The organism is Stenotrophomonas sp. 59 (assembly GCF_030291095.1).
Classification (GTDB): domain Bacteria; phylum Pseudomonadota; class Gammaproteobacteria; order Xanthomonadales; family Xanthomonadaceae; genus Stenotrophomonas; species Stenotrophomonas maltophilia_Q.
Genome location: NZ_CP127408.1, coordinates 3,726,323 through 3,746,138 on the forward strand (window position 1 = coordinate 3,726,323; position 19,816 = coordinate 3,746,138).

The window sequence follows — 19,816 nt, forward strand, 5'->3', positions numbered from 1 at the left end:
GCTATACAGTAGGGACGGGACCTGGGCAGGGCTCACCAGCAATACCGTCCCCACCGTCCCTGGACAGGGTCATCGAAAAGCCAGATTCCGCACAAAGCATCGGCGCATACCGCAAAAACAATAACGCCCCCGGATATTAGCCTAAGCCGGTTACCCCGCCTATGACGGGGTCGACACTCAGGCTCTCTCTCGCCGACGCATTCACATAATTTGCATCACTATTCGCGCCCTTTTGGGCGCGAAATTTTTATCTGGCGTTCATTTTCACATGCGCCGAAGCATGGTCAATCCGACCAGACGCGACACCACCAGGCCGATATACATGACGCCTGCGAACTGTTCGAGCATCACCAGAGCCCGTGCCTGCGGGTGCAGCGGCACGACGTCGCTCAATCCAACACCGGACAACAAGCTGAAGCTCAGATAAAGCAGCTCCATCCAGCTGCGCTCGGGGCCAGCGGTCGTACCCTGGAAACTGCCTGGATACCACTGCTGGCACACCGCGAACGCAAAGGCGAACGCCCAGGCCAGCAGCGTGAAGGTTGCCCCGGCCGCGAACAGCTCGTCGCGGGTCACTCTATGGTCCTGCAGCATGTAGGCGATCAACGCCCCCGCCGTATAGAAGTACAGCAGGCTTTCCAGCAGCTGCGCCGTGGTCAGCAGCGCGCTGCGGTCCAGCAGAGCGCCAGCCAGCGAGAACACCACCGAAGGAATGGCCAGCAGCAATGCCAGCCAGGTTCCCAACGGACTGCGCTGGACCACCCACAGCGCAAGGCCGAGCACCGCCATGCCGAACATGCCCAGCGCCGCCCGGCCAGCGGCGGTGTCATCGAGCGCCGGGTACAACAGCACCGCCAGCAGTTGGGCCCCCAGCAGCCATGCCGAGGGGTGGCGGCGGGCGATTGCCAGCCAGCGGGTGGTCAAGGCAACAGGCATGGCGTCCTTTCCGCTGGGCAATGGCCGGAGCATAACGGGTAGCGCCGGGCCACGCCCGGCGCTTTTCCTGGACCGCTGCGCCCGCCGGGCATGGCCCGGCGCTACCGGTGCGGCATCATCCCTGGTGGTAGACCTCGGCACCGGCAGCACGGAACTCCTGCGACTTCTCCTTCATGCCGGCCTCTGCGTAGTCGCGCACGTCCTGGGTGATCTTCATCGAACAGAAGTGCGGGCCGCACATCGAGCAGAAGTGGGCCAGCTTGTGCGCGTCCTTCGGCAGCGTCTCGTCGTGGAATTCCTTGGCCTTCTCCGGATCCAGCCCGAGATGGAACTGGTCCTCCCAGCGGAACTCGAAGCGCGCCTTGCTCAGCGCGTTGTCGCGCACCTGCGCGCCCGGGTGCCCCTTTGCAAGGTCGGCCGCGTGTGCGGCAATGCGGTAAGCCATGATGCCGTCGCGCACGTCCTGGCGGTTGGGCAGGCCGAGGTGCTCCTTCGGCGTCACGTAGCAGAGCATGGCGGTGCCGAACCAGCCGATCATCGCCGCACCGATCGCGCTTGTGATGTGGTCGTAGCCCGGCGCGATGTCGGTGGTCAGCGGGCCCAGCGTGTAGAACGGTGCTTCGCCGCACTCACGCAGCTGCTTGTCCATGTTCTCCTTGATCAGCTGCATCGGCACGTGGCCGGGCCCTTCGATCATGGTCTGCACGTCGTGCTTCCAGGCAATCTTCGTCAGCTCACCCAGCGTCTCCAGTTCACCGAACTGCGCTGCATCGTTGGCATCGGCGATGCAACCCGGGCGCAGGCCATCGCCCAGCGAGAAGGTCACGTCGTAGGCCTTCATGATTTCGCAGATCTCTTCGAAATGCGTGTAGAGGAAATTCTCCTTGTGGTGCGCCAGGCACCACTTGGCCATGATCGAACCGCCGCGGCTGACGATGCCGGTGACCCGCTTGGCGGTGAGCGGCACGTAGCGCAGCAGTACGCCGGCGTGGATGGTGAAGTAGTCCACGCCCTGCTCAGCCTGCTCGATCAGGGTGTCGCGGAAGATTTCCCAGGTGAGCGCCTCGGCACGGCCATCGACCTTTTCCAGCGCCTGGTAGATCGGCACGGTACCAATCGCCACCGGCGAGTTGCGGATGATCCATTCACGGGTTTCGTGGATGTGCTTGCCGGTGGACAGATCCATCACCGTGTCGCCGCCCCAGCGGATCGCCCACACCAGCTTCTCCACCTCTTCGGCAATGCCGGAAGACACGGCGCTGTTGCCGATGTTGGCGTTGATCTTGGTGAGGAAGTTGCGGCCGATGATCATCGGCTCGCTTTCCGGATGGTTGATGTTGTTGGGCAGCACCGCACGACCACGGGCGATCTCGTCGCGCACGAACTCAGGCGTGATGATCTTCTGGATCGACGCACCGAACGCTTCGCCCGGGTGCTGCTGCAGCAGGCCGGCATCGCGGATCGCGTCCAGCCGCTGGTTCTCGCGGATGGCGACGAATTCCATTTCCGGGGTGATGATGCCGCGCCGCGCGTAGTGCATCTGGGTGACGTTGGCACCGGCGCGTGCGCGGCGCGGCAGCGTGCGCGCCGGGAAGCGCACCGCGTCGAGCTTCGGGTCATGTTCGCGGTCGCGGCCGAACGAAGAGCTGAGGCCGTCGAGCAGTTCGGTATCCCCCCGTTCTTCCACCCAGCCACGGCGCAGTGCCGGCAGGCCTGCGGACAGGTCGATATGCACGTCAGGATCGGTGTAGGGACCCGACGTGTCATAGACCGTCACCGGCGCATTCTCTTCGCCGCCGAACAGCGTCGGCGTGCGGGTCAGTGCGATCTCGCGCATCGGTACCAGGAGGTCCGCGCGTGAACCGGGCACATGGATCTTGCGCGAACCGGGAATCGGCCGGGTCACGGATTCGGAGAGTTGCTGGGCCTGTTGCTGCAGGGCGGAGAGCTGTGCGTTCATCGGGCATCGTCCAGGAAGGTCAGGGACGAAGCGGCGGCGCACGGCACCCGCGCACGGACGGTCCTTGGGCGGAGTCCGGGCACGGCTGCATTGCAAAGCTTCCCTACGCCGGTATGAGCCGGATCAGGTTCCAAGGGACTGTCTCAACCGCGGCCACATGGCCCGGTACCCCCGCTTCTTGCTGCGCATTAGAGCATAGACCGCCCACCTCCGGTGGTCGGATCCGCATTCCTGCGGAAAGCAGATCCGACCCTGATCGTCATTCGTTAACAGAACCGTGACGTCGCGTTCAGTAACGTGCACGCCCATCGCGTCGCTGAGATCGATGCGTCCCTCGCCGCCTTCGCGGCCCCTGCCCGGTTCGCGCTGCATGCCGCCGGCCCTTCGCTGCAAGCTCTGCTCGCTCCCCTCAATCCCCTTGATCGGAGAAGCTCCTTCATGGTGTTTCGCGTTTCCATCGCACTGGTTCTGCTGCTGGTGCTGCTGGCCGGCATCGCGCCCGGCCCCTTCAATACCGTTGTGCAGTCCATGCTGGCCGAGGTCATCCGCAGTGTCGGCTGGCTGTACCTGCTGGTGGTGTTCCTGGCACTGGTGTTCCTGATGTACCTGGCCTTCGGCCGCTTCGGCAACCTGCGCATCGGCGGCGAGGACGCCGAACCCGAATTCTCCCGCGCCAGCTGGATGTCGATGCTGTTCGCTGCCGGCATGGGCATCGGCCTGGTGTTCTGGGGTGCGGCCGAGCCGATCTCGCATTTCAGCAAGCCGCCTGAGGGGCTCGCGCCGCAAAGCATGGACGCCGCGCGCGCATCGATGCGCTATGCGTTCTTCCACTGGGGCCTGCACCCGTGGGCGATCTATGCGCTGATCGGCCTGGCGATGGCGTGGTTCCAGTTCAACCGCAATGGCCGCGGCCTGGTCAGTGACATGCTGCAGCCGATCATCGGCCGCCACCATCGCGGCTGGATCGGGCGCGTGGTCAACATTGCCGCGGTGGTTGCCACCGCGATCGGTGTCGCCACCACGCTCGGCTTCGGCACCATCCAGATTGCTGCCGGCATGGAGCGCGTGTTCGGCCTGCATGCAGGGCCGCCGCTGCAGCTGGTGATCATCGCGGTGGCGTTCGTGCTGTACATGGCATCCACCGCCAGCGGCGTGGAGCGCGGGGTGAAATGGCTGTCCAACTTCAACCTGGCGTTGGCTGCGCTGCTGGCGGCCATTCTGCTGGTGCTGGGGCCGACCGGTTTCATCTTCGATACGTTCACCACCACGCTGGGCTCCTACCTCAACCAGCTGGTGACGATGAGCCTGCGCATGTCACCGTTCTCCGGCAGCACCTGGGTGGCGGACTGGACGATCTTCTACTGGGCCTGGTGGATCTCGTGGGCACCGTTCGTGGGATCGTTCATCGCACGCATCTCGCGTGGCCGCAGCGTGCGCGAGTTCGTGATCGGCGTGGTGCTGGCACCGACGCTGCTGGGCTTCTTCTGGTTCGCGGTGTTCGGCGGCACCGCGCTGTGGGCACAGATCTTCGGCCACGCCGATCTGGTGCAGGCGCTGGGCAATGGCTACGAGACGGTGCTGTTCACACTGTTCGACAGCATGCCGCTACCGCTGTTGCTGTCGTGCATCGCGCTGGTACTGCTGATGATCTTCTTCGTGACCTCGGCCGATTCAGCAGTACTGGTGCTGGCCAGCATGTCCACCGACGAGGCCGGCGACCCACCGTTGAAGCGCAAGCTGGCCTGGGGCATTGCGGTGGCGCTGATTGCAGCGGCGTTGCTGCTGGCCGGTGGACTGGACGCGCTGCAGGGCATGATCACGATCGCGGCATTGCCGTTCGCGTTGCTGATGGTGCTGGTGATGGTGTCGCTGTACCGGGTGCTGGACCAGGAATATACGCGCGAGCGGCGGCAGGCGCAGCGCCAGCGGCACATGATCGATGCGTGGATCGCGCGCGAGATGGCGGCGCAGGAAGAGACCCAGGCGGAGGCGGCACGCGCGCACGATCAGGATTGAGGGTTGTTTTGCAGCCTGCGGCTGCACCGCTTTTTTCAAGCAACGGCAACAGCAGAAGCGGCTCTGGGTTTCTGCTGGCTGGGCGGGGCGGTGTGGGCGGCCAGGACACGCCGTAAACCCGTCCATGGGGGCTCGATGGCGCCATCCATGGCGCCAACGGTCCTGCCCACCCACACCGCCCCACCCCCGACAGCTTCCGTGTGACGGTTGGTTTTCCACGCTTTGCGTGGAAGAGGTGTATCGGAAAACAAGAAGGGGTCGGATCCGTTTTCCTGTGGAAAACGGATCCGACCCCAACCCACAGCGCGCGGCTGTTGCTGTTGCCTTTGCTTTTGATCTTTTTCTTCTTCCTGCGGTGGCGGCCACGGAAACTGTCAGGGGCCGGGCGGGTGGGCTGGGTGGGGGTGTCAGCCGCATGGGCCCGAGGCATGCCTCGGGCGGGTTGGGCAGGACGCCCAACCCCGGTCTTGCCGTGTGCGCAGGACAGCGCACACGAGCAAGCGGCTGCCAAGCCTTATCTGATCGGAATCTGGCAGCGTAGGTGCCGAGAGCCGGCGTGGGCCGCCGTACAAGCCTGGATCTCGACGATCGCCATGTAGCTTGGCGCCCACGCCGGAATCTCCCTTGATCCGCCCGAACAGTTGCTGGAGCTGACACTCGCAGTGATAAGACTGGGCAAGCGGGGGAGCTCTCGACCCTTCCAGACTATACGGAGTCCGGTAATGAACGGGATCGGGATTGATGTCAGCAAGCGCCAACTGGATGTCGGCACGACGGACGGAGAGACCCTGCAGGTCTGGAATAGCCGCTCCGGCTTTTCTGAGTTGGATGATTGGCTGAAGAAGCGTCCGGTCAGCCAGATCGTGCTGGAGGCCACCGGCGGCTACGAGCGGCCGGTGCTGGATTTTCTGCACGCAGCGGGCCATCCGGTGGTCCGCGCCAATGCCCTGCGGGCCCGCAGGCTGGCCCAGGGGATGGGCCAGATGGCCAAGACCGACCGGTTGGATGCCTATGCATTGGCGCAGATGGCAGCCTTGGTGAAACTGCCCGCCTACCAACCGCTGGAGCCTTGGCAGCAGAAAATGCGGGAATTCGTGCGGGCACGTCGACAGGCGATGCACGCGCTGACCATCGCGCGGCAGCAGCAGGAAATGGTCGGTGATCGTGAATTGCGCCGGCTACTGCAGGCCAACATCACCCGCTTGCAGACGCTGGTTGAACGTCTGGGAAAGCAAATTGCCGAGCAGGTTGCCCATCAGCCTCAACTGGCTGTCCTGAAGTCGATGAAAGGCGTTGGCTCTGGCCTGCAGGCGGTATTGGCAAGCTATCCTCCCGAGTTGGGGAAGATCAGCGGCAAGGCCATCGCCAGCCTGGTCGGTGTAGCACCCATGTCCCACGACAGCGGGACCATGCGCGGCAAACGAAGCATCCACGGTGGCAGGGCCGAGATCCGCCAAGTGCTTTACATGGCCGCCATGTCGGCCATGCGGCATGAGCCTCGACTGCGAGACTTCTACCAGTCGCTGCGGGCCCGCGGCAAGGAAGGAAAAGTGGCCATCGTGGCGGTGATGCGGAAGATGCTGGTGATTCTCAACGCCCGCGTACGCGACGCCCGAAGCAGACCGATCCCCGCCTAAGGACAGTCGCAGCGTCCCTCCGGAGGCTGCCGGCCAGCGGCCGGCACTACCGTGCCTGTCTGCCGGAGAGGGCCAGGCCTCCCCGGCAACACAGTTGCTACACGGACGTACTTGCGGCGCCCCCCGACCAGCCCACCCGCCCGGCCCAATCACGCAAGCCGGCTTCTGAACCCCCACCGCAGGGGGGGGCTCAGCCCGTTGGCCGGGAAACCTCAATACCCCGCCGCCTGCCCATCCTTGCGGCTCTCCGAAGCACCGTAATAAACCCCGGTGTCAGGATCACGCATGATCGCCTGGTACCCACCATACGGGCCGTCGGCGAACACAATGCGATGCCCCTTGCGCATCAGCGCGCGCACCGTCTCGTACGGGAAGCCGGTTTCCAGATTCACTTCGCCACCGTCGGTCATCGCCGTCGCCTGCCCGGTCGGTTCGGTGGAACCTTCGTGCTGGATGCGCGGTGCGTCACCGGCTTCCTGCAGGTTCATGCCGAAATCCACCAGGTTCATCACGATCTGCGCATGACCCTGCGGCTGCATCGCACCGCCCATCACGCCGAAGCTGGCGTACGGCTTGCCGCCCTTGGTGATGAACGCCGGAATGATGGTCTGGAACGGGCGCTTGCCCGGCGCGTATCCGTTTGGATGGTTCTTCTGCAGCACGAACATCTCGCCGCGGTCCTGCAGGATGAAACCCAGTCCTGGAGGTGCCATGCCACTGCCCATGCCACGGTAGTTGGACTGGATCAGCGACACCATCATGCCGTCGGCGTCGGCCACGGTCATGTAGATGGTGTCGCCCACTTCCAGCTGTTTCGGCGTACCCGGCTGCACTTCCTTCAAGGCCTTGTCCATCGAGATCAGCGCGCGGCGCTGCGCCGCGTACTCCTTGGAGATCAGCTTCTGCACCGGCGCCGGCTGGAACGCCATGTCGGCGTAGAAGCGCGCGCGGTCGGCGAACGCCAGCTTCTTCGCTTCCACGAACAGGTGCACATGCTCCGGTGAACCAAACGGAATCTTCGAGAAATCGTAGCCTTCCAGCACGTTGAGGATCTGCAGCGCGGCGATGCCCTGGCTGTTCGGCGGCAGCTCCCACACGTCGTAGCCGCGGTAGTTGCTGCTGACCGGCTCGACCCACTCGCCATGGTGGTCAGCCATGTCCTGGTAGCTCAGGTAGCCGCCGTTGGCCTTGAAGTAATCGCCGATGGTGTGGGCGATCTCGCCCTTGTAGAACGCATCACGGCCGCCGTCGGCAATCTTCTGCAGGGTGCTGGCCAGGTTCGGGTTCTTCCACATCTCGCCCTTGCGCGGAGCGTGGCCGTTGATCGTGAACTGCTCCTTGAAGCCCGGGTACTGCGACAGCTTCGGCACCGAGCGGTCCCAGTAGTAGGCGATCACTTCGGCCACCGGGTGCCCTTCGCGGGCGTAACGGATGGCGGGGGCCAGGTTGTCGGCCATCGGCTTGCGGCCGAAGCGGTCGTGCAGGGCGAACCAGCCATCGACCGCGCCGGGGACCGACACCGGCAGCGGGCCGGTGGCCGGGATGTCCTTCAGGCCGCGGCGCTGGAATTCGGCCAGGGTCAGCGATTTCGGCGAGCGGCCCGAGCCGTTGTAGCCATAGAGCTTCTGCGTCTTCGGGTCCCAGACGATGGCGAACAGGTCGCCGCCGATGCCATTGCCGGTGGGTTCCATCAGGCCGAGCGCGGCGTTGGCGGCAATCGCCGCGTCCACTGCCGAACCGCCGCCCTTCATCACGTCCAGCGCGATCTGGGTGGCCAACGGCTGCGAGGTCGCGGCCATCGCGTGCGGGGCGATCACCTCCGAGCGGGTGGCGAAGGTCTGGCCGGTGATGCGGTCGGCGGCGAAAGACAGTGCAGGCACGGCGGCGAGCACGGCGGCGGCGAGCAGGGAACGGGCAAGGCGTCGGGACACGGTCGGGTTCCGATGGAAGGGTGGTTCCCCGATCTTCGCCGCTGCGGCCTTCACGCGGTATCGGGCAGAGGTCATGGGCCAGGCGGGCAATCCGCCGGGCATGGCCCGGCGCTACCCGCACGGGCCCTGGTAGCGCCGGGCCATGCCCGGCGACCGAACCGGTAGAGACGCCCTCATTCCCGCGCAGAAAACCCGCTGAAAAGACTGAATTCCGGTTCACCAAAACACTTTCAGCAGCAACCATCCTTGTGCCGCAAGCGATTGCGCTGGATGCAGCGGAAACCAATAAAAAATCCGTCGCCAGGGTTGACACCGCCGAAACGGCTGTGTTTCTCTCGATCACATGTTGCATCACAACACGCCACCGCGAACCCACATCGAAGCCGCCGACACCGGCGCCGCCTCGCTGCGTTCGATTCTTGTGCTCGTACTTATTACCCAACCAACAGGTGCGGGACGAGCCAGCGTGTAAGCAACAAACACACCGGAACTCTTCAAAACCCGCACCCGCCCCGGTGCGGGTTTTTTCATTTCAGGACCTGGTTTCAGACGCAACCACCATGCATACCGCCAACTTCAAAACCCGGACCCACACCACCACGACGCCTCGTGGCGGGTGTTCGCGTGCGATGCATGGCGCCTCCCCCACCGCTTTCCCCTGACCGGCCGGCACGTCACCTCGACGACCGGCCGTTCTTTTTTCTTCCCACCGCAAGGAACCTCCCCCATGAGCACCAACGACCTGCCCCAGACCAAGATCGCCGTCATCGGCTACGGCAGCCAGGGCCGCGCCCACGCACTGAACCTGCGCGAATCCGGCTTCGACGTGGTGGTAGGCCTGCGCCCGGGCGGCCCGACCGAGGTCAAGGCGCAGGCCGATGGCTTCACCGTCAAGGCCCCGGCCGATGCAGTGAAGGATGCCGACCTGGTTGCCGTGCTGACCCCGGACATGGTGCAGAAGAAACTGTACGACGACGTGCTGGCGCCGAACATGAAGCAGGGTGCGGTGCTGTTGTTCGCGCACGGCCTGAACGTGCACTTCGACATGATCAAGCCGCGTGACGACCTCGACGTGGTGCTGGTCGCACCGAAGGGCCCGGGCGCGCTGGTGCGCCGCGAGTATGAAATCGGCCGCGGCGTGCCGTGCATCTGGGCGGTCTACCAGGACAAGAGCGGCAAGGCCGCCGACTACGCGCTGGCCTATGCCGGTGGCCTCGGCGGCGCCCGCGCCAACCTGATCCAGACCACCTTCAAGGAAGAAACCGAGACCGATCTGTTCGGTGAGCAGGCGGTGCTGTGCGGCGGTGCCTCGGCGCTGGTGCAGGCCGGTTTCGAGACCCTGGTCGAAGCCGGTTATCAGCCGGAAATCGCCTACTACGAAGTGCTGCACGAGCTGAAGCTGATCGTGGACCTGTTCTACGAAGGCGGCATCTCGCGCATGCTGGAATTCATCTCCGAGACCGCGCAGTACGGCGACTACGTCAGCGGCCCGCGCGTGATCGATGCCGGCACCAAGGCACGCATGAAGGAAGTACTGAAGGACATCCAGGACGGCACCTTCACCAAGAACTGGGTGGCCGAGTACGAAGCGGGCCTGCCGAACTACAACAAGTTCAAGCAGGCCGACCTGGAACACCCGATCGAGAAGGTAGGCAAGGAACTGCGCGCCAAGATGGTCTGGTTGCAAGGTCAAGCCGCGTAACAACGCGGCACCCCCACCCGCTCTGCAAGGTTCCCCCATGAACTCTCCCACACACCGCAGCACGCCGCCCAACGGCGCGCGCTGGCTGACCCAGGCGCTGGAGGCCGAGGGCGTCCGCACCCTGTTCGGCTATCCCGGCGGCACCATCATGCCGTTCTACGACGCGCTGGTGGATTCGTCGCTGAAGCACATCCTGGTACGCCATGAGCAGGGTGCGGCGTTGGCGGCCAATGGCTTCGCCCGCGCCAGCGGCCAGGTCGGCGTCTGCGTGGCCACCTCCGGCCCGGGCGCGTCGAACCTGGTCACCGGCATCGCCGACGCGATGCTGGATTCGGTGCCGATGGTCTGCATCACCGGCCAGGTCGGCACGCCGCTGCTGGGCACCGATGCCTTCCAGGAACTGGATGTGTTCGGCCTGACGATGCCGATCGTCAAGCACAGCTGGCTGGTGCGCAGCGTCGATGACCTGCCGCGCGTGGTGGCCGACGCCTTCCGCATCGCCCGCGAGGGCCGCCCCGGCCCGGTGCTGATCGACCTGCCCAAGGACGTGCAGCTGGCCGATGCCAGCCATCTGCCGGTGCACGTGCCGAGCAGCGTCGAACCACCACCGGCACCGGCCGACGCAGCCATCGCCGAGGCCATTGCCGCGCTGGCGGCAGCCGAGAAGCCGGTGGTCTACGCCGGTGGTGGCATCGCGCTGGGTGATGCCGTGCAGGACCTGCGCGACTTCGTTGAAGCCAGCGCGATTCCCACCGTGATGACCCTGCGCGGACTGGGTGCACTGCCGGCCAACCACCCGCAGTCGCTGGGCATGCTGGGCATGCATGGCACCCGCGCGGCCAACATGGCGGTGCAGGAAAGCGACCTGCTGCTGGTGCTGGGTGCCCGCTTCGATGACCGCGCCACCGGCAAGCTGGCCGAGTTCGCGCCGTTCGCCCGCGTGGTCCATATCGACGCTGACGCCTACGAGATCTCCAAGCTGCGCAGTGCCGATGTTGCCGTGCCCGGCAATGTCGGCCATGCGATCCGCGCCCTGCGTGCGGCCTTCCCCTCCCCCAAGGCCCACCAGGACGCATGGCGCAGGCGCTGTGCACAGCATCGCGATCGTTTCGCTGCGCGCTACGATGCTCCAGGCCAGCACATCTACGCGCCGGCCATGCTGAAGCGCCTGAGCGAACTGGCCCCGGCCGATGCGGTGATCGCCTGCGACGTTGGCCAGCACCAGATGTGGGTGGCGCAGCACTGCCGCTTCAACCACCCGCGCAACCACCTGACCAGTGGCGCGCTGGGCACCATGGGCTTCGGCCTGCCGGCCGCGATGGGCGCGCAGTTCGCCTGCCCGGACCGCACCGTGGTGCTGGTCTCCGGTGATGGCAGCTTCATGATGAACGTGCAGGAACTGGCCACCATCGCCCGCTGCCGCCTGCCGGTGAAGATCGTGCTGCTGGACAACAGTTCGCTGGGCATGGTGCGGCAGTGGCAGGAGCTGTTCTTCGCCGAGCGTTACAGCGAGATCGATCTGTCCGACAACCCGGACTTCGTGGCATTGGCGCAGGTGTTCGGCATTGCCGCCACCCGCATCGACGCGCGCGACGACGTCGAGGGCGGCCTGGCCGCGCTGCTGGCCGAGCCGGGCCCGGCGCTGCTGCACGTGGCCATCGATGCACGCGCCAACGTGTGGCCGCTGGTGCCGCCGAACACCGCCAACAGCACCATGCTGGAAAGCAACCCTGCCCACGCCCGCCAGGAGACCCCCAATGCAATACCGGCTTGACCTGGTGCTGCACCCGGCCGAAGGCGCGCTGCTGCGCGTGATCGGCATGGCCGAGCGTCGCGGCTTCGCGCCGCGCGCGATCAGCGGTGCGCCGGTGGCCGCCGATGACGGCCGCTGGCACCTGCAGCTGGTCGTCGATGGCCAGCGCCCGGCGGAAACGCTGTGCCGGCAGATCGAGAAGATCTACGACTGCGTGTCCGTGCAGGTCACCGCCGTGGAAGGAGTATCGCCATGAACACCCGTACCGTAGCGACCACGGTGCCGGTACGGAGGCGTCTTCTTCGCTGCCCGTGCCCGCATGCGGCGGTCGACCGCACCCCGCTGGTGGCCCATGCCGGCCGCTGATGCCAGCCAGGAAAGCGATGTCGGCGACGTAAGCGTCGCCGACGTCCTGGCCGCGCAGGCCCGCCTGCGCCGCTTCCTGCCGCCCACCCCGCTGCACCATGCCGAGCGCTTCGGCACCTGGCTGAAGCTGGAGAACCTGCAGCGCACCGGTTCCTACAAGGTGCGCGGCGCATTGAATGCACTGCTGGCCGGCCGCGAACGCGGCGACACCCGGCCAGTGATCTGCGCCTCGGCCGGCAACCACGCCCAGGGCGTGGCCTGGGCCGCCTACCGTCTGGACGTACCGGCCATCACGGTGATGCCGCATGGCGCGCCCGCCACCAAGATCGCCGGCGTCGCCCACTGGGGCGCGACCGTGCGCCAGCACGGCAACAGCTACGACGAGGCCTACGCCTTCGCGGTCGAGCTGGCGCAGCGCCACGGCTACCGCTTCCTGTCCGCGTTCGATGATGCCGACGTGATCGCCGGCCAGGGTACGGTTGGCATCGAGCTGGCCGCACACGCACCGGACGTGGTGATCGTACCGATCGGTGGTGGTGGACTGGCCTCCGGTGTGGCCCTGGCGCTGAAATCACAGGGCGTGCGCGTGGTGGGTGCACAGGTGGAAGGCGTTGACTCGATGGCGCGCGCGATCCGCGGCGATGTCCGCGAGATCGCACCTGCCGCCTCGCTGGCCGACGGCGTGCGGGTGAAGATCCCAGGCTTCCTGACCCGCCGCCTGTGCACCTCGCTGCTGGACGATGTGGTGATCGTGCGCGAAGCCGAACTGCGCGAAACCCTGGTACGGCTGGCACTGGAAGAACACATCATCGCCGAGGGCGCCGGTGCGCTCGCGCTGGCTGCCGGCCGCCGCGTCGCGGGCCGCCGCAAGTGCGCGGTGGTCTCCGGCGGAAACATCGATGCCGGCGTGCTGGCCGGCCTGCTTACCGACATCCGACCGCGCCCGCCGCGCAAGCCGCGGCGACGGCGCAGCGAAACACCCCGCTCGCCCGCCAAGGCCAGCGCGCCGCCCTCCCCCACCTCTTCCCCTTCCCACCTGCAAGCCGCAACGCCCGCTGTCGAGGAGATTTCCCTGTGACCACCATCGAACGAATTACCACCCCGCGCATCCGCATCTTCGACACCACCCTGCGTGACGGCGAGCAGTCCCCCGGCTGCAGCATGAGCCCGCCGCAGAAGCTGGTGATGGCGCGTGCGCTGGACGAACTGGGCGTGGACATCATCGAGACCGGCTTCCCGGCCAGCTCGCAGTCCGACCGCGAGGCGATGGCACTGATCGGCCGCGAACTGCGCCGCCCGAGCCTGAGCCTGGCGGTGCTGTCACGCTGCCTGCAGGCCGACATCGAAACTTCCGCACGTGCGCTGGAAGCGGCTGCCAATCCACGCCTGCACGTGTTCCTGTCGACCAGCCCGCTGCACCGCGAGCACAAGCTGCGCATGACCCGCGAGCAGGTACTGGAGTCGGTACGCAAGCACGTAGCGCTGGCGCGCTCCTACATCGACGATGTCGAATTCTCGGCCGAGGATGCCACCCGTACCGAGCTGGATTACCTGATCGAGGTCTCGCGCGTGGCGATCGCCGCTGGCGCCACCACCATCAACCTGCCCGACACCGTCGGCTTCACCACGCCGGAGGAGATCCGCGCGATGTTCCAGAAGGTCATCGCCGGCGTCGCCGACGTGCCCAATGCCGCCAACGTGATCTTCAGCGCGCACTGCCACAACGACCTGGGCCTGGCCGTGGCCAACTCGCTGGCCGCCATCGAAGGGGGCGCGCGACAGGTCGAATGCACCATCAACGGCATCGGTGAACGCGCCGGCAACTGCTCGCTGGAAGAAATCGCCATGGTGCTGAAGGTGCGCCAGGCCTTCTACGAGCAGGACATTGCGATCAACACCCCGCGCATCGTCGGCACCTCGCAGCTGCTGCAGCGCCTGGTCGGCATGCCGGTACAGCGCAACAAGGCGATCGTCGGCGCCAATGCCTTCGCCCACGAATCGGGCATCCACCAGCACGGCATGCTGCGCCATCGCGGCACCTACGAAATCATGCGTCCGGAAGACGTGGGCTGGGAGGACTCGCAGATGGTGCTGGGCCGCCACAGTGGCCGCGCCGCTGTTGAAGCACGCCTGCGTGCGCTGGGCTTCTGGCTGGACGAAGACGAACTGAAGCTGGTGTTCGAGCAGTTCAAGGGCCTGTGCGAACAGCAGCGCGTGGTCACCGATGCCGACCTGCAGACGCTGATGCAGGGCGGTTCCAACGCACAGGGCTACCGCCTGGCGTCGATGACCATCAGCGATGTCGGCAGCCGTGCCAACGCGCTGGTTGAACTGTCCGACCCGGATGGCAACCGCGTGGCCGAGACCGCGCAGGGCGACGGCCCGGTCGATGCGCTGTTCGGCGCACTGTCGGCCGCCACCGGCGTGCAGCTGATGCTGGACAGCTACCACGTGCACAGCGTCGGCATCGGCGCCGATGCGCGTGGCGAAGCCAACCTGAGCGTGCGCCACGAGGGCGTGGAGTACGACGGCACCGGCACCAGCAAGGACATCATCGAAGCCTCCGCGCTGGCCTGGCTGGATGTTGCCAACCGCCTGCTGCGCCAGCGCCAGGCCGCCGCCCACAGCAGCACCGACGTTGCCACCCCCGCCACCGCCTGAGGAAGCCGAGATGAGCGCCTTCGACACCCCCACCCCGACCAGCGCCGCTGGCCAGCAGTGGAACGCCCAGGACTATGCGATCGATGCCGGCTTCGTGCCGCTGCTCGGCGGCGCCGTGGCGCGCCTGCTCGATCCGCGCGCCGGTGAGCGCATCCTCGACCTGGGCTGTGGCGATGGCGTACTCAGCACCGAGCTGGCGCTGAGCGGCGCACGCATCCACGGTGTGGATGCCTCCCCGGAACTGGTGATCGCCGCCCGTGCGCGTGGTGTCGACGCGCAGGTGATGGACGGCCACGCGCTGTCGTTCGACAGCGAGTTCGATGCGGTGTTCAGCAATGCCGCACTGCATTGGATGGGCAACCCCGACCAGGTGCTGGAAGGCGTGCGCCGCGCCCTGCGCCCCGGCGGCCGCTTCGTCGCCGAGTTCGGCGGCCATGGCAACGTGGCCACGATCATCGCCGCGGTGCAGGCCGCACGTGTGGCCCACGGTCATGGCGCCAGCGCCTTCTCGTGGTACTTCCCGACCGCCGATGCCTACGCCGACCGCCTGCGCCAGCATGGCTTCCACGTGCAGCTGATCGAATGCACGCCGCGCCCGACCGCGCTGCCGACCGGCGTGGCCGGCTGGTTGCGCGTGTTCGCCGCGCCGCTGCTGGATGACCTGCCCAGCGAGGCCCGCGCCACCGTGCGCGAAGCCGCCGCCGCGCTGCTGGCCGATCTGCCGCGCAATGCCGCCGGCCAGCCACTGGCCGACTATGTGCGGCTTCGGGTGCTCGCCCGCCGCCGCTGACATGACCTTTTCGCTATCTTTCCTGATGTCCGCACCTTCGTACTTCTGCCAGGCACACGCATGACTTCCGCACCCCGCACCCTGTACGACAAACTGTGGGACGCCCACGTGGTGGTTCCCGAATCCGACAGTGCGCCCGCCGTGCTGTACATCGACCTGCACCTGATCCACGAGGTCACCTCACCGCAGGCCTTCACCGAACTGCGCGAGCGCGGCCTGAAGCCGCGCCGGCCGGATCGGACCAAGGCAACGATGGACCATTCCACCCCGACTCTGCCGGCCGGTGCCGACGGCAGGCTGCCCTATGCCAGCGCCGCCTCCGAAGCGCAGGTTGCCACCCTGGCACGCAACTGCGCCGAGCACGGCATCGAGCTGTTCGACATGGCTTCGGACAACCGCGGCATCGTCCACGTGATCGCGCCGGAACAGGGCTTCACCCAGCCGGGCATGACCATCGTCTGCGGCGACAGTCACACCTCCACCCATGGTGCCTTCGGTTCGCTGGCGTTCGGCATCGGCACCAGCGAAGTCGGCCACGTGCTGGCCACGCAGTGCCTGCTGCAGCGCAAGGCGAAGACCTTTGCCATCACCGTCGATGGCCCGCTGGCGCCGGGCGTCGGCGCCAAGGACGTGGTCCTGCACATCATCGGCGTGATCGGCGTCAACGGTGGCACCGGCCACGTCATCGAGTTCCGTGGCAGCACCATCGAAGCGATGGACATGGAACAGCGCATGACCCTGTGCAACATGTCGATCGAGGCCGGCGCGCGTGCCGGCATGGTCGCTCCGGACCAGGTCACCTTCGACTTCGTGGCCAATACCCCGCGTGGCCCCAAGGGTGCCGCGTTCGACGCCGCCGTCGCACGCTGGCAGCAGCTGCGCAGCGATGACGGCGCACGCTTCGACAGCGAAGTACGCATCGACGCCGCCGACATCCGCCCGACCCTGACCTGGGGCACGCATCCGGGCACCGCCATCGCGGTGGATGCGCCGATTCCCGCCGCCAACGATGCGGCCGCACAGAAGGGCCTGGACTACATGCACTTCCAGGCCGGCAAGGCACTGGCCGGTACGCCGGTGGACGTGGTGTTCGTCGGTTCGTGCACCAATGGCCGCCTGAGCGACATGCGCGAAGTGGCGCAGGTGCTGCGCGGCCGCCGCGTCGCCGAGCGGGTACGCATGCTGGTGGTACCGGGCTCGGAGATCGTCAAGCGCGAGGCCGAGGCCGAAGGCATCCACGAGATCGTGCGCGCCGCGGGTGCCGAATGGCGCGAGCCGGGCTGCTCGATGTGCATCGCCATGAACGGCGATCTGGTCGCGCCCGGCCAGCTGGCCGTGAGCACCAGCAACCGCAATTTCGAGGGCCGCCAGGGCCCCGGTTCACGTACGCTGCTGGCCTCGCCGATGAGCGCCGCGTGGGCCGCGGTGAACGGGCACGTTGCCGATACCCGCGAACTGTTCGCACAGGAGGTGGCGTAATGGCCGGTTTCCGTACCCTGATCTCGTCCAGCGTGGTGCTGGCACAGACCAACATCGACACCGACCAGATCATTCCGGCGCGGTTCCTGTCCACCACCGAACGTGCCGGCCTGGGCCGCAACGCCTTCAATGACTGGCGCTGGCAGGCCGACGGTTCACCAGTGGCCGACTTCGCCTTCAACCAGCCGCACAACGCCGGCCGCAGCATCCTGCTGGCCGGCCGCAACTTCGGCTGCGGCTCCTCGCGCGAGCATGCGCCGTGGGCCCTGACCGACCTCGGCCTGCGCGCCATCGTCAGCAGCGAGATCGCCGACATCTTCCGCGGCAACTCGCTGAAGAACGGCCTGCTGCCGATCGTGCTGGACGAGGCCGACGTGCAGGCGCTGATGCAGCGGCCAGACGATGAACTGACCATCGACGTGGCCGCGCGCGAGCTGCGCACCCCCGATGGCCGCGTGTATTCCTTCCCGCTGGATGGCTTCTCGCAGACCTGCCTGCTGGAAGGTGTCGACCAGTTGGGGTATCTGTTGGGCCGTGTCCCTGAAATCGAACGTTACGAGAGTGAGCATGCACGCTGAAATTGTTGTCCTGCCCGGTGATGGCATCGGCCCGGAAGTGGCCGCCGCCGCAGTTGCCGTCCTGAAGTCCGTCGCCGAACGCTTCAACCACAGCTTCACCTTCAGCGAGCACGATATCGGTGGCATCGCCATCGACCGCCACGGCGAACCGCTGCCAGCGTCGACGCTGGCTGCTTGCCAGGCCGCCAATGCGGTGCTGCTGGGCGCGGTCGGTGGCCCGAAGTGGTCCGACCCGAATGCCAAGGTGCGTCCGGAACAGGGCCTGCTGGCAATCCGCAAGGCGCTGGGCCTGTATGCCAACCTGCGCCCGGTGCGCACCCATGAAGCCGCGTTGCATGCCTCGCCGATCAAGGCCGAGCTGCTGCAGGGCGTCGACTTCGTGGTGGTGCGCGAACTGACCGGCGGCATCTACTTCGGCGACAAGACCCGCGATGCCGACAGCGCCAGCGATCTGTGCCGCTACACCGTGGCCGAGATCGAGCGTGTGCTGCGCAGCGCCTTCCGCCTGGCCCAGCAGCGTCGCGGCAAGGTCACCTCGGTGGACAAGGCCAACGTGCTGGAGACCTCGCGCCTGTGGCGTGACGTGGCCGCGCGCATCGGCCGCGAGGAATTCCCGGACGTTGCGCTGGAGCACCAGCTTGTCGATTCGATGGCCATGCACCTGCTGGCCAAGCCGCGCGAGTACGACGTGATCGTGACCGAGAACATGTTCGGCGACATCCTCACCGACGAAGCCTCGATGCTGGCCGGTTCGCTGGGCCTGCTGCCGTCGGCTTCGCTGGGCGAGCCGGGTGCGGTCGGTATCTACGAACCGATCCATGGTTCGGCACCGGACATCGCCGGCAAGGGCATCGCCAACCCGTACGCAACGATCTTCAGCGCGGCGATGCTGCTGCGCCATTCGCTGGGGTTGGAAGCCGAAGCGGCCACGGTGGAAGCCGCCGTGCATGCAGTGCTGGATGATGGCGTGTTCACCGCCGACCTGGCCGCGAAGGGGCAGGCGGTGAGCACCGCAGCGGCAACCGATGCGGTGCTGGCAAAGCTGCGCTGACCCATCGGGCAACACCTGTAGAGCCGAGCCATGCTCGGCTCATTCAACAGCAGTCGAGCATGGCTCGACTCTACAGGTAGCCGGCAGCCACGCCATGCGTGGCTGCCTTACTTGGTGGTGTACCCACCATTGACCAGAATCGTCTGCCCGGTCATCCACCAGCCATCGGTCACCAGGAAGCGGATCCACGGCACGATGTCGGCGATGTCGGTCAGGCCGGTGCGGGTGAATGCCGACAGCGCCGCCGCGGTCTTGTGATACGCCTGCGCATCGGCGCTCTCGGCCGGGTAGAAGAACGGCGTGTCCATCGGACCGGGGCCGATCGCGGTCACCGAGATGCCGCGCTCACCGAACTCCTTCGACGCCGCGCGGGTGAAGTGCTCGACCGGCGCCTTGGTTCCGGCGTAGCTGGAATAGAACGGCGTGTAGGCACCCAGCAGCGAGGTCACCAGGGTGCAGATGCGAGCACCGTCGTTGACGTGGCGACCAGCTTCCTTGAGGAAGAAGAACGCCGCCTTGGCGTTGACCGCGCTCATCTCGTCGTACTCTGCCTCGCTGATTTCCAGCAGCGGCTTCTTCAGTACCTTGCCGACCGTGTTGATGGCGATGTCAGGGCGACCGACCGCTGCCACGGCGTCTGCGAACAAGCGCTCCATCGCTGCCGCCGACGTCAGGTCGCCCTGCAGGGCAACGGCTTTGCTGCCGGCGGCCTGCACCGCAGCGACGGTGGCTTCGGCGTCGGCGTGGGTGGCGGCACTGTTGTAGTGAACCACGATGGCCCTGGCACCCTGCGCGGCGAAGTCGCGGGCGATCAGCCCACCCAGGTTCTTGGCGCCACCGGCGATCAGCACGGTCTTGCCCTTGAGGGAATGGTCGGTCATGGCTTCGATCTCGGGAGGGGGCTGCCCGGGGTGGCAACCCTGCCCTGACGACGATATCGTGCAGAAAATGCGGAT

The 19,816-nt window shown here is 66.5% G+C and carries 15 protein-coding genes and 1 riboswitch; of the genes, 11 read left to right on the forward strand and 4 right to left on the reverse strand.

Features of this window, described 5'->3' with window-relative positions; genetic code table 11:
* Positions 1–264: 264 nt before the first annotated feature.
* Complete coding sequence (locus QP552_RS17190; RefSeq protein WP_099552986.1) at positions 265–936, reverse strand: ion channel; 672 nt, start codon at positions 934–936, stop codon at positions 265–267.
* Between the two features lie 115 nt (positions 937–1,051).
* Positions 1,052–2,896, reverse strand: coding sequence for a phosphomethylpyrimidine synthase ThiC (thiC, locus tag QP552_RS17195; RefSeq protein ID WP_286074145.1), 1,845 nt, complete (start codon positions 2,894–2,896; stop codon positions 1,052–1,054).
* Positions 2,897–2,978: 82 nt separating this feature from the next.
* A riboswitch (TPP riboswitch) is annotated at positions 2,979–3,079 on the reverse strand.
* Between the two features lie 255 nt (positions 3,080–3,334).
* On the opposite strand from thiC, the gene QP552_RS17200 reads away from it, so the two are divergent.
* Together QP552_RS17200 and QP552_RS17205 are read left to right on the forward strand one after the other, a co-directional pair.
* Positions 3,335–4,912, forward strand: a complete 1,578-nt coding sequence (locus QP552_RS17200) for a BCCT family transporter (RefSeq protein ID WP_286074146.1) — start codon at positions 3,335–3,337, stop codon at positions 4,910–4,912.
* Positions 4,913–5,634: 722 nt separating this feature from the next.
* On the forward strand, positions 5,635–6,549 hold the full coding sequence (locus QP552_RS17205) for an IS110 family transposase (protein ID WP_286074147.1): 915 nt from the start codon (positions 5,635–5,637) through the stop codon (positions 6,547–6,549).
* A 212-nt stretch (positions 6,550–6,761) separates the two neighbouring features.
* Here QP552_RS17205 and ggt read toward each other — a convergent pair whose 3' ends face one another.
* Entirely contained in the window at positions 6,762–8,480 is a 1,719-nt protein-coding gene (ggt, locus tag QP552_RS17210; RefSeq protein ID WP_286074148.1) for a gamma-glutamyltransferase, read from the reverse strand.
* A gap of 727 nt (positions 8,481–9,207) precedes the next feature.
* Here ggt and ilvC point away from each other — a divergent pair.
* The 9 genes from ilvC to leuB all read left to right on the forward strand — a co-directional run bounded on the left by ilvC (position 9,208) and on the right by leuB (position 18,860).
* Positions 9,208–10,182 carry a ketol-acid reductoisomerase gene (gene ilvC / locus QP552_RS17215; RefSeq protein WP_049435305.1) on the forward strand — a complete coding sequence of 325 codons (975 nt, stop codon included), beginning with the start codon at positions 9,208–9,210 and terminating at the stop codon, positions 10,180–10,182.
* 37 nt (positions 10,183–10,219) lie between these two features.
* Positions 10,220–11,956, forward strand: coding sequence for an acetolactate synthase 2 catalytic subunit (gene ilvG / locus QP552_RS17220; protein WP_111111485.1), 1,737 nt, complete (start codon positions 10,220–10,222; stop codon positions 11,954–11,956).
* Complete coding sequence (locus QP552_RS17225) at positions 11,940–12,191, forward strand: ACT domain-containing protein (RefSeq protein ID WP_005410947.1); 252 nt, start codon at positions 11,940–11,942, stop codon at positions 12,189–12,191. Before ilvG ends, QP552_RS17225 begins: the two co-directional genes overlap by 17 nt.
* A gap of 96 nt (positions 12,192–12,287) precedes the next feature.
* Positions 12,288–13,379: a threonine dehydratase gene (locus tag QP552_RS17230; protein WP_106550755.1), complete on the forward strand. Its 1,092-nt coding sequence runs from the start codon at positions 12,288–12,290 to the stop codon at positions 13,377–13,379.
* Positions 13,376–14,962, forward strand: a complete 1,587-nt coding sequence (locus QP552_RS17235; protein WP_286074149.1) for a 2-isopropylmalate synthase — start codon at positions 13,376–13,378, stop codon at positions 14,960–14,962. The genes QP552_RS17230 and QP552_RS17235 overlap by 4 nt, the downstream gene beginning before the upstream one ends.
* A 10-nt stretch (positions 14,963–14,972) precedes the next feature.
* Entirely contained in the window at positions 14,973–15,752 is a 780-nt protein-coding gene (locus QP552_RS17240; protein WP_111113862.1) for a class I SAM-dependent methyltransferase, read from the forward strand.
* A 60-nt stretch (positions 15,753–15,812) separates the two neighbouring features.
* Entirely contained in the window at positions 15,813–17,231 is a 1,419-nt protein-coding gene (gene leuC / locus QP552_RS17245) for a 3-isopropylmalate dehydratase large subunit (protein WP_286074150.1), read from the forward strand.
* Positions 17,231–17,809, forward strand: a complete 579-nt coding sequence (leuD, locus tag QP552_RS17250; RefSeq protein ID WP_286074151.1) for a 3-isopropylmalate dehydratase small subunit — start codon at positions 17,231–17,233, stop codon at positions 17,807–17,809. The genes leuC and leuD overlap by 1 nt, the downstream gene beginning before the upstream one ends.
* On the forward strand, positions 17,799–18,860 hold the full coding sequence (gene leuB, locus QP552_RS17255; RefSeq protein WP_286074152.1) for a 3-isopropylmalate dehydrogenase: 1,062 nt from the start codon (positions 17,799–17,801) through the stop codon (positions 18,858–18,860). Before leuD ends, leuB begins: the two co-directional genes overlap by 11 nt.
* A 107-nt stretch (positions 18,861–18,967) precedes the next feature.
* On the opposite strand, the gene QP552_RS17260 is transcribed toward leuB, so the two are convergent.
* Positions 18,968–19,741 (reverse strand): SDR family oxidoreductase, encoded by a 774-nt coding sequence (locus QP552_RS17260; RefSeq protein WP_286074153.1) that lies wholly within the window; start codon positions 19,739–19,741, stop codon positions 18,968–18,970.
* Positions 19,742–19,816: the final 75 nt, after the last annotated feature.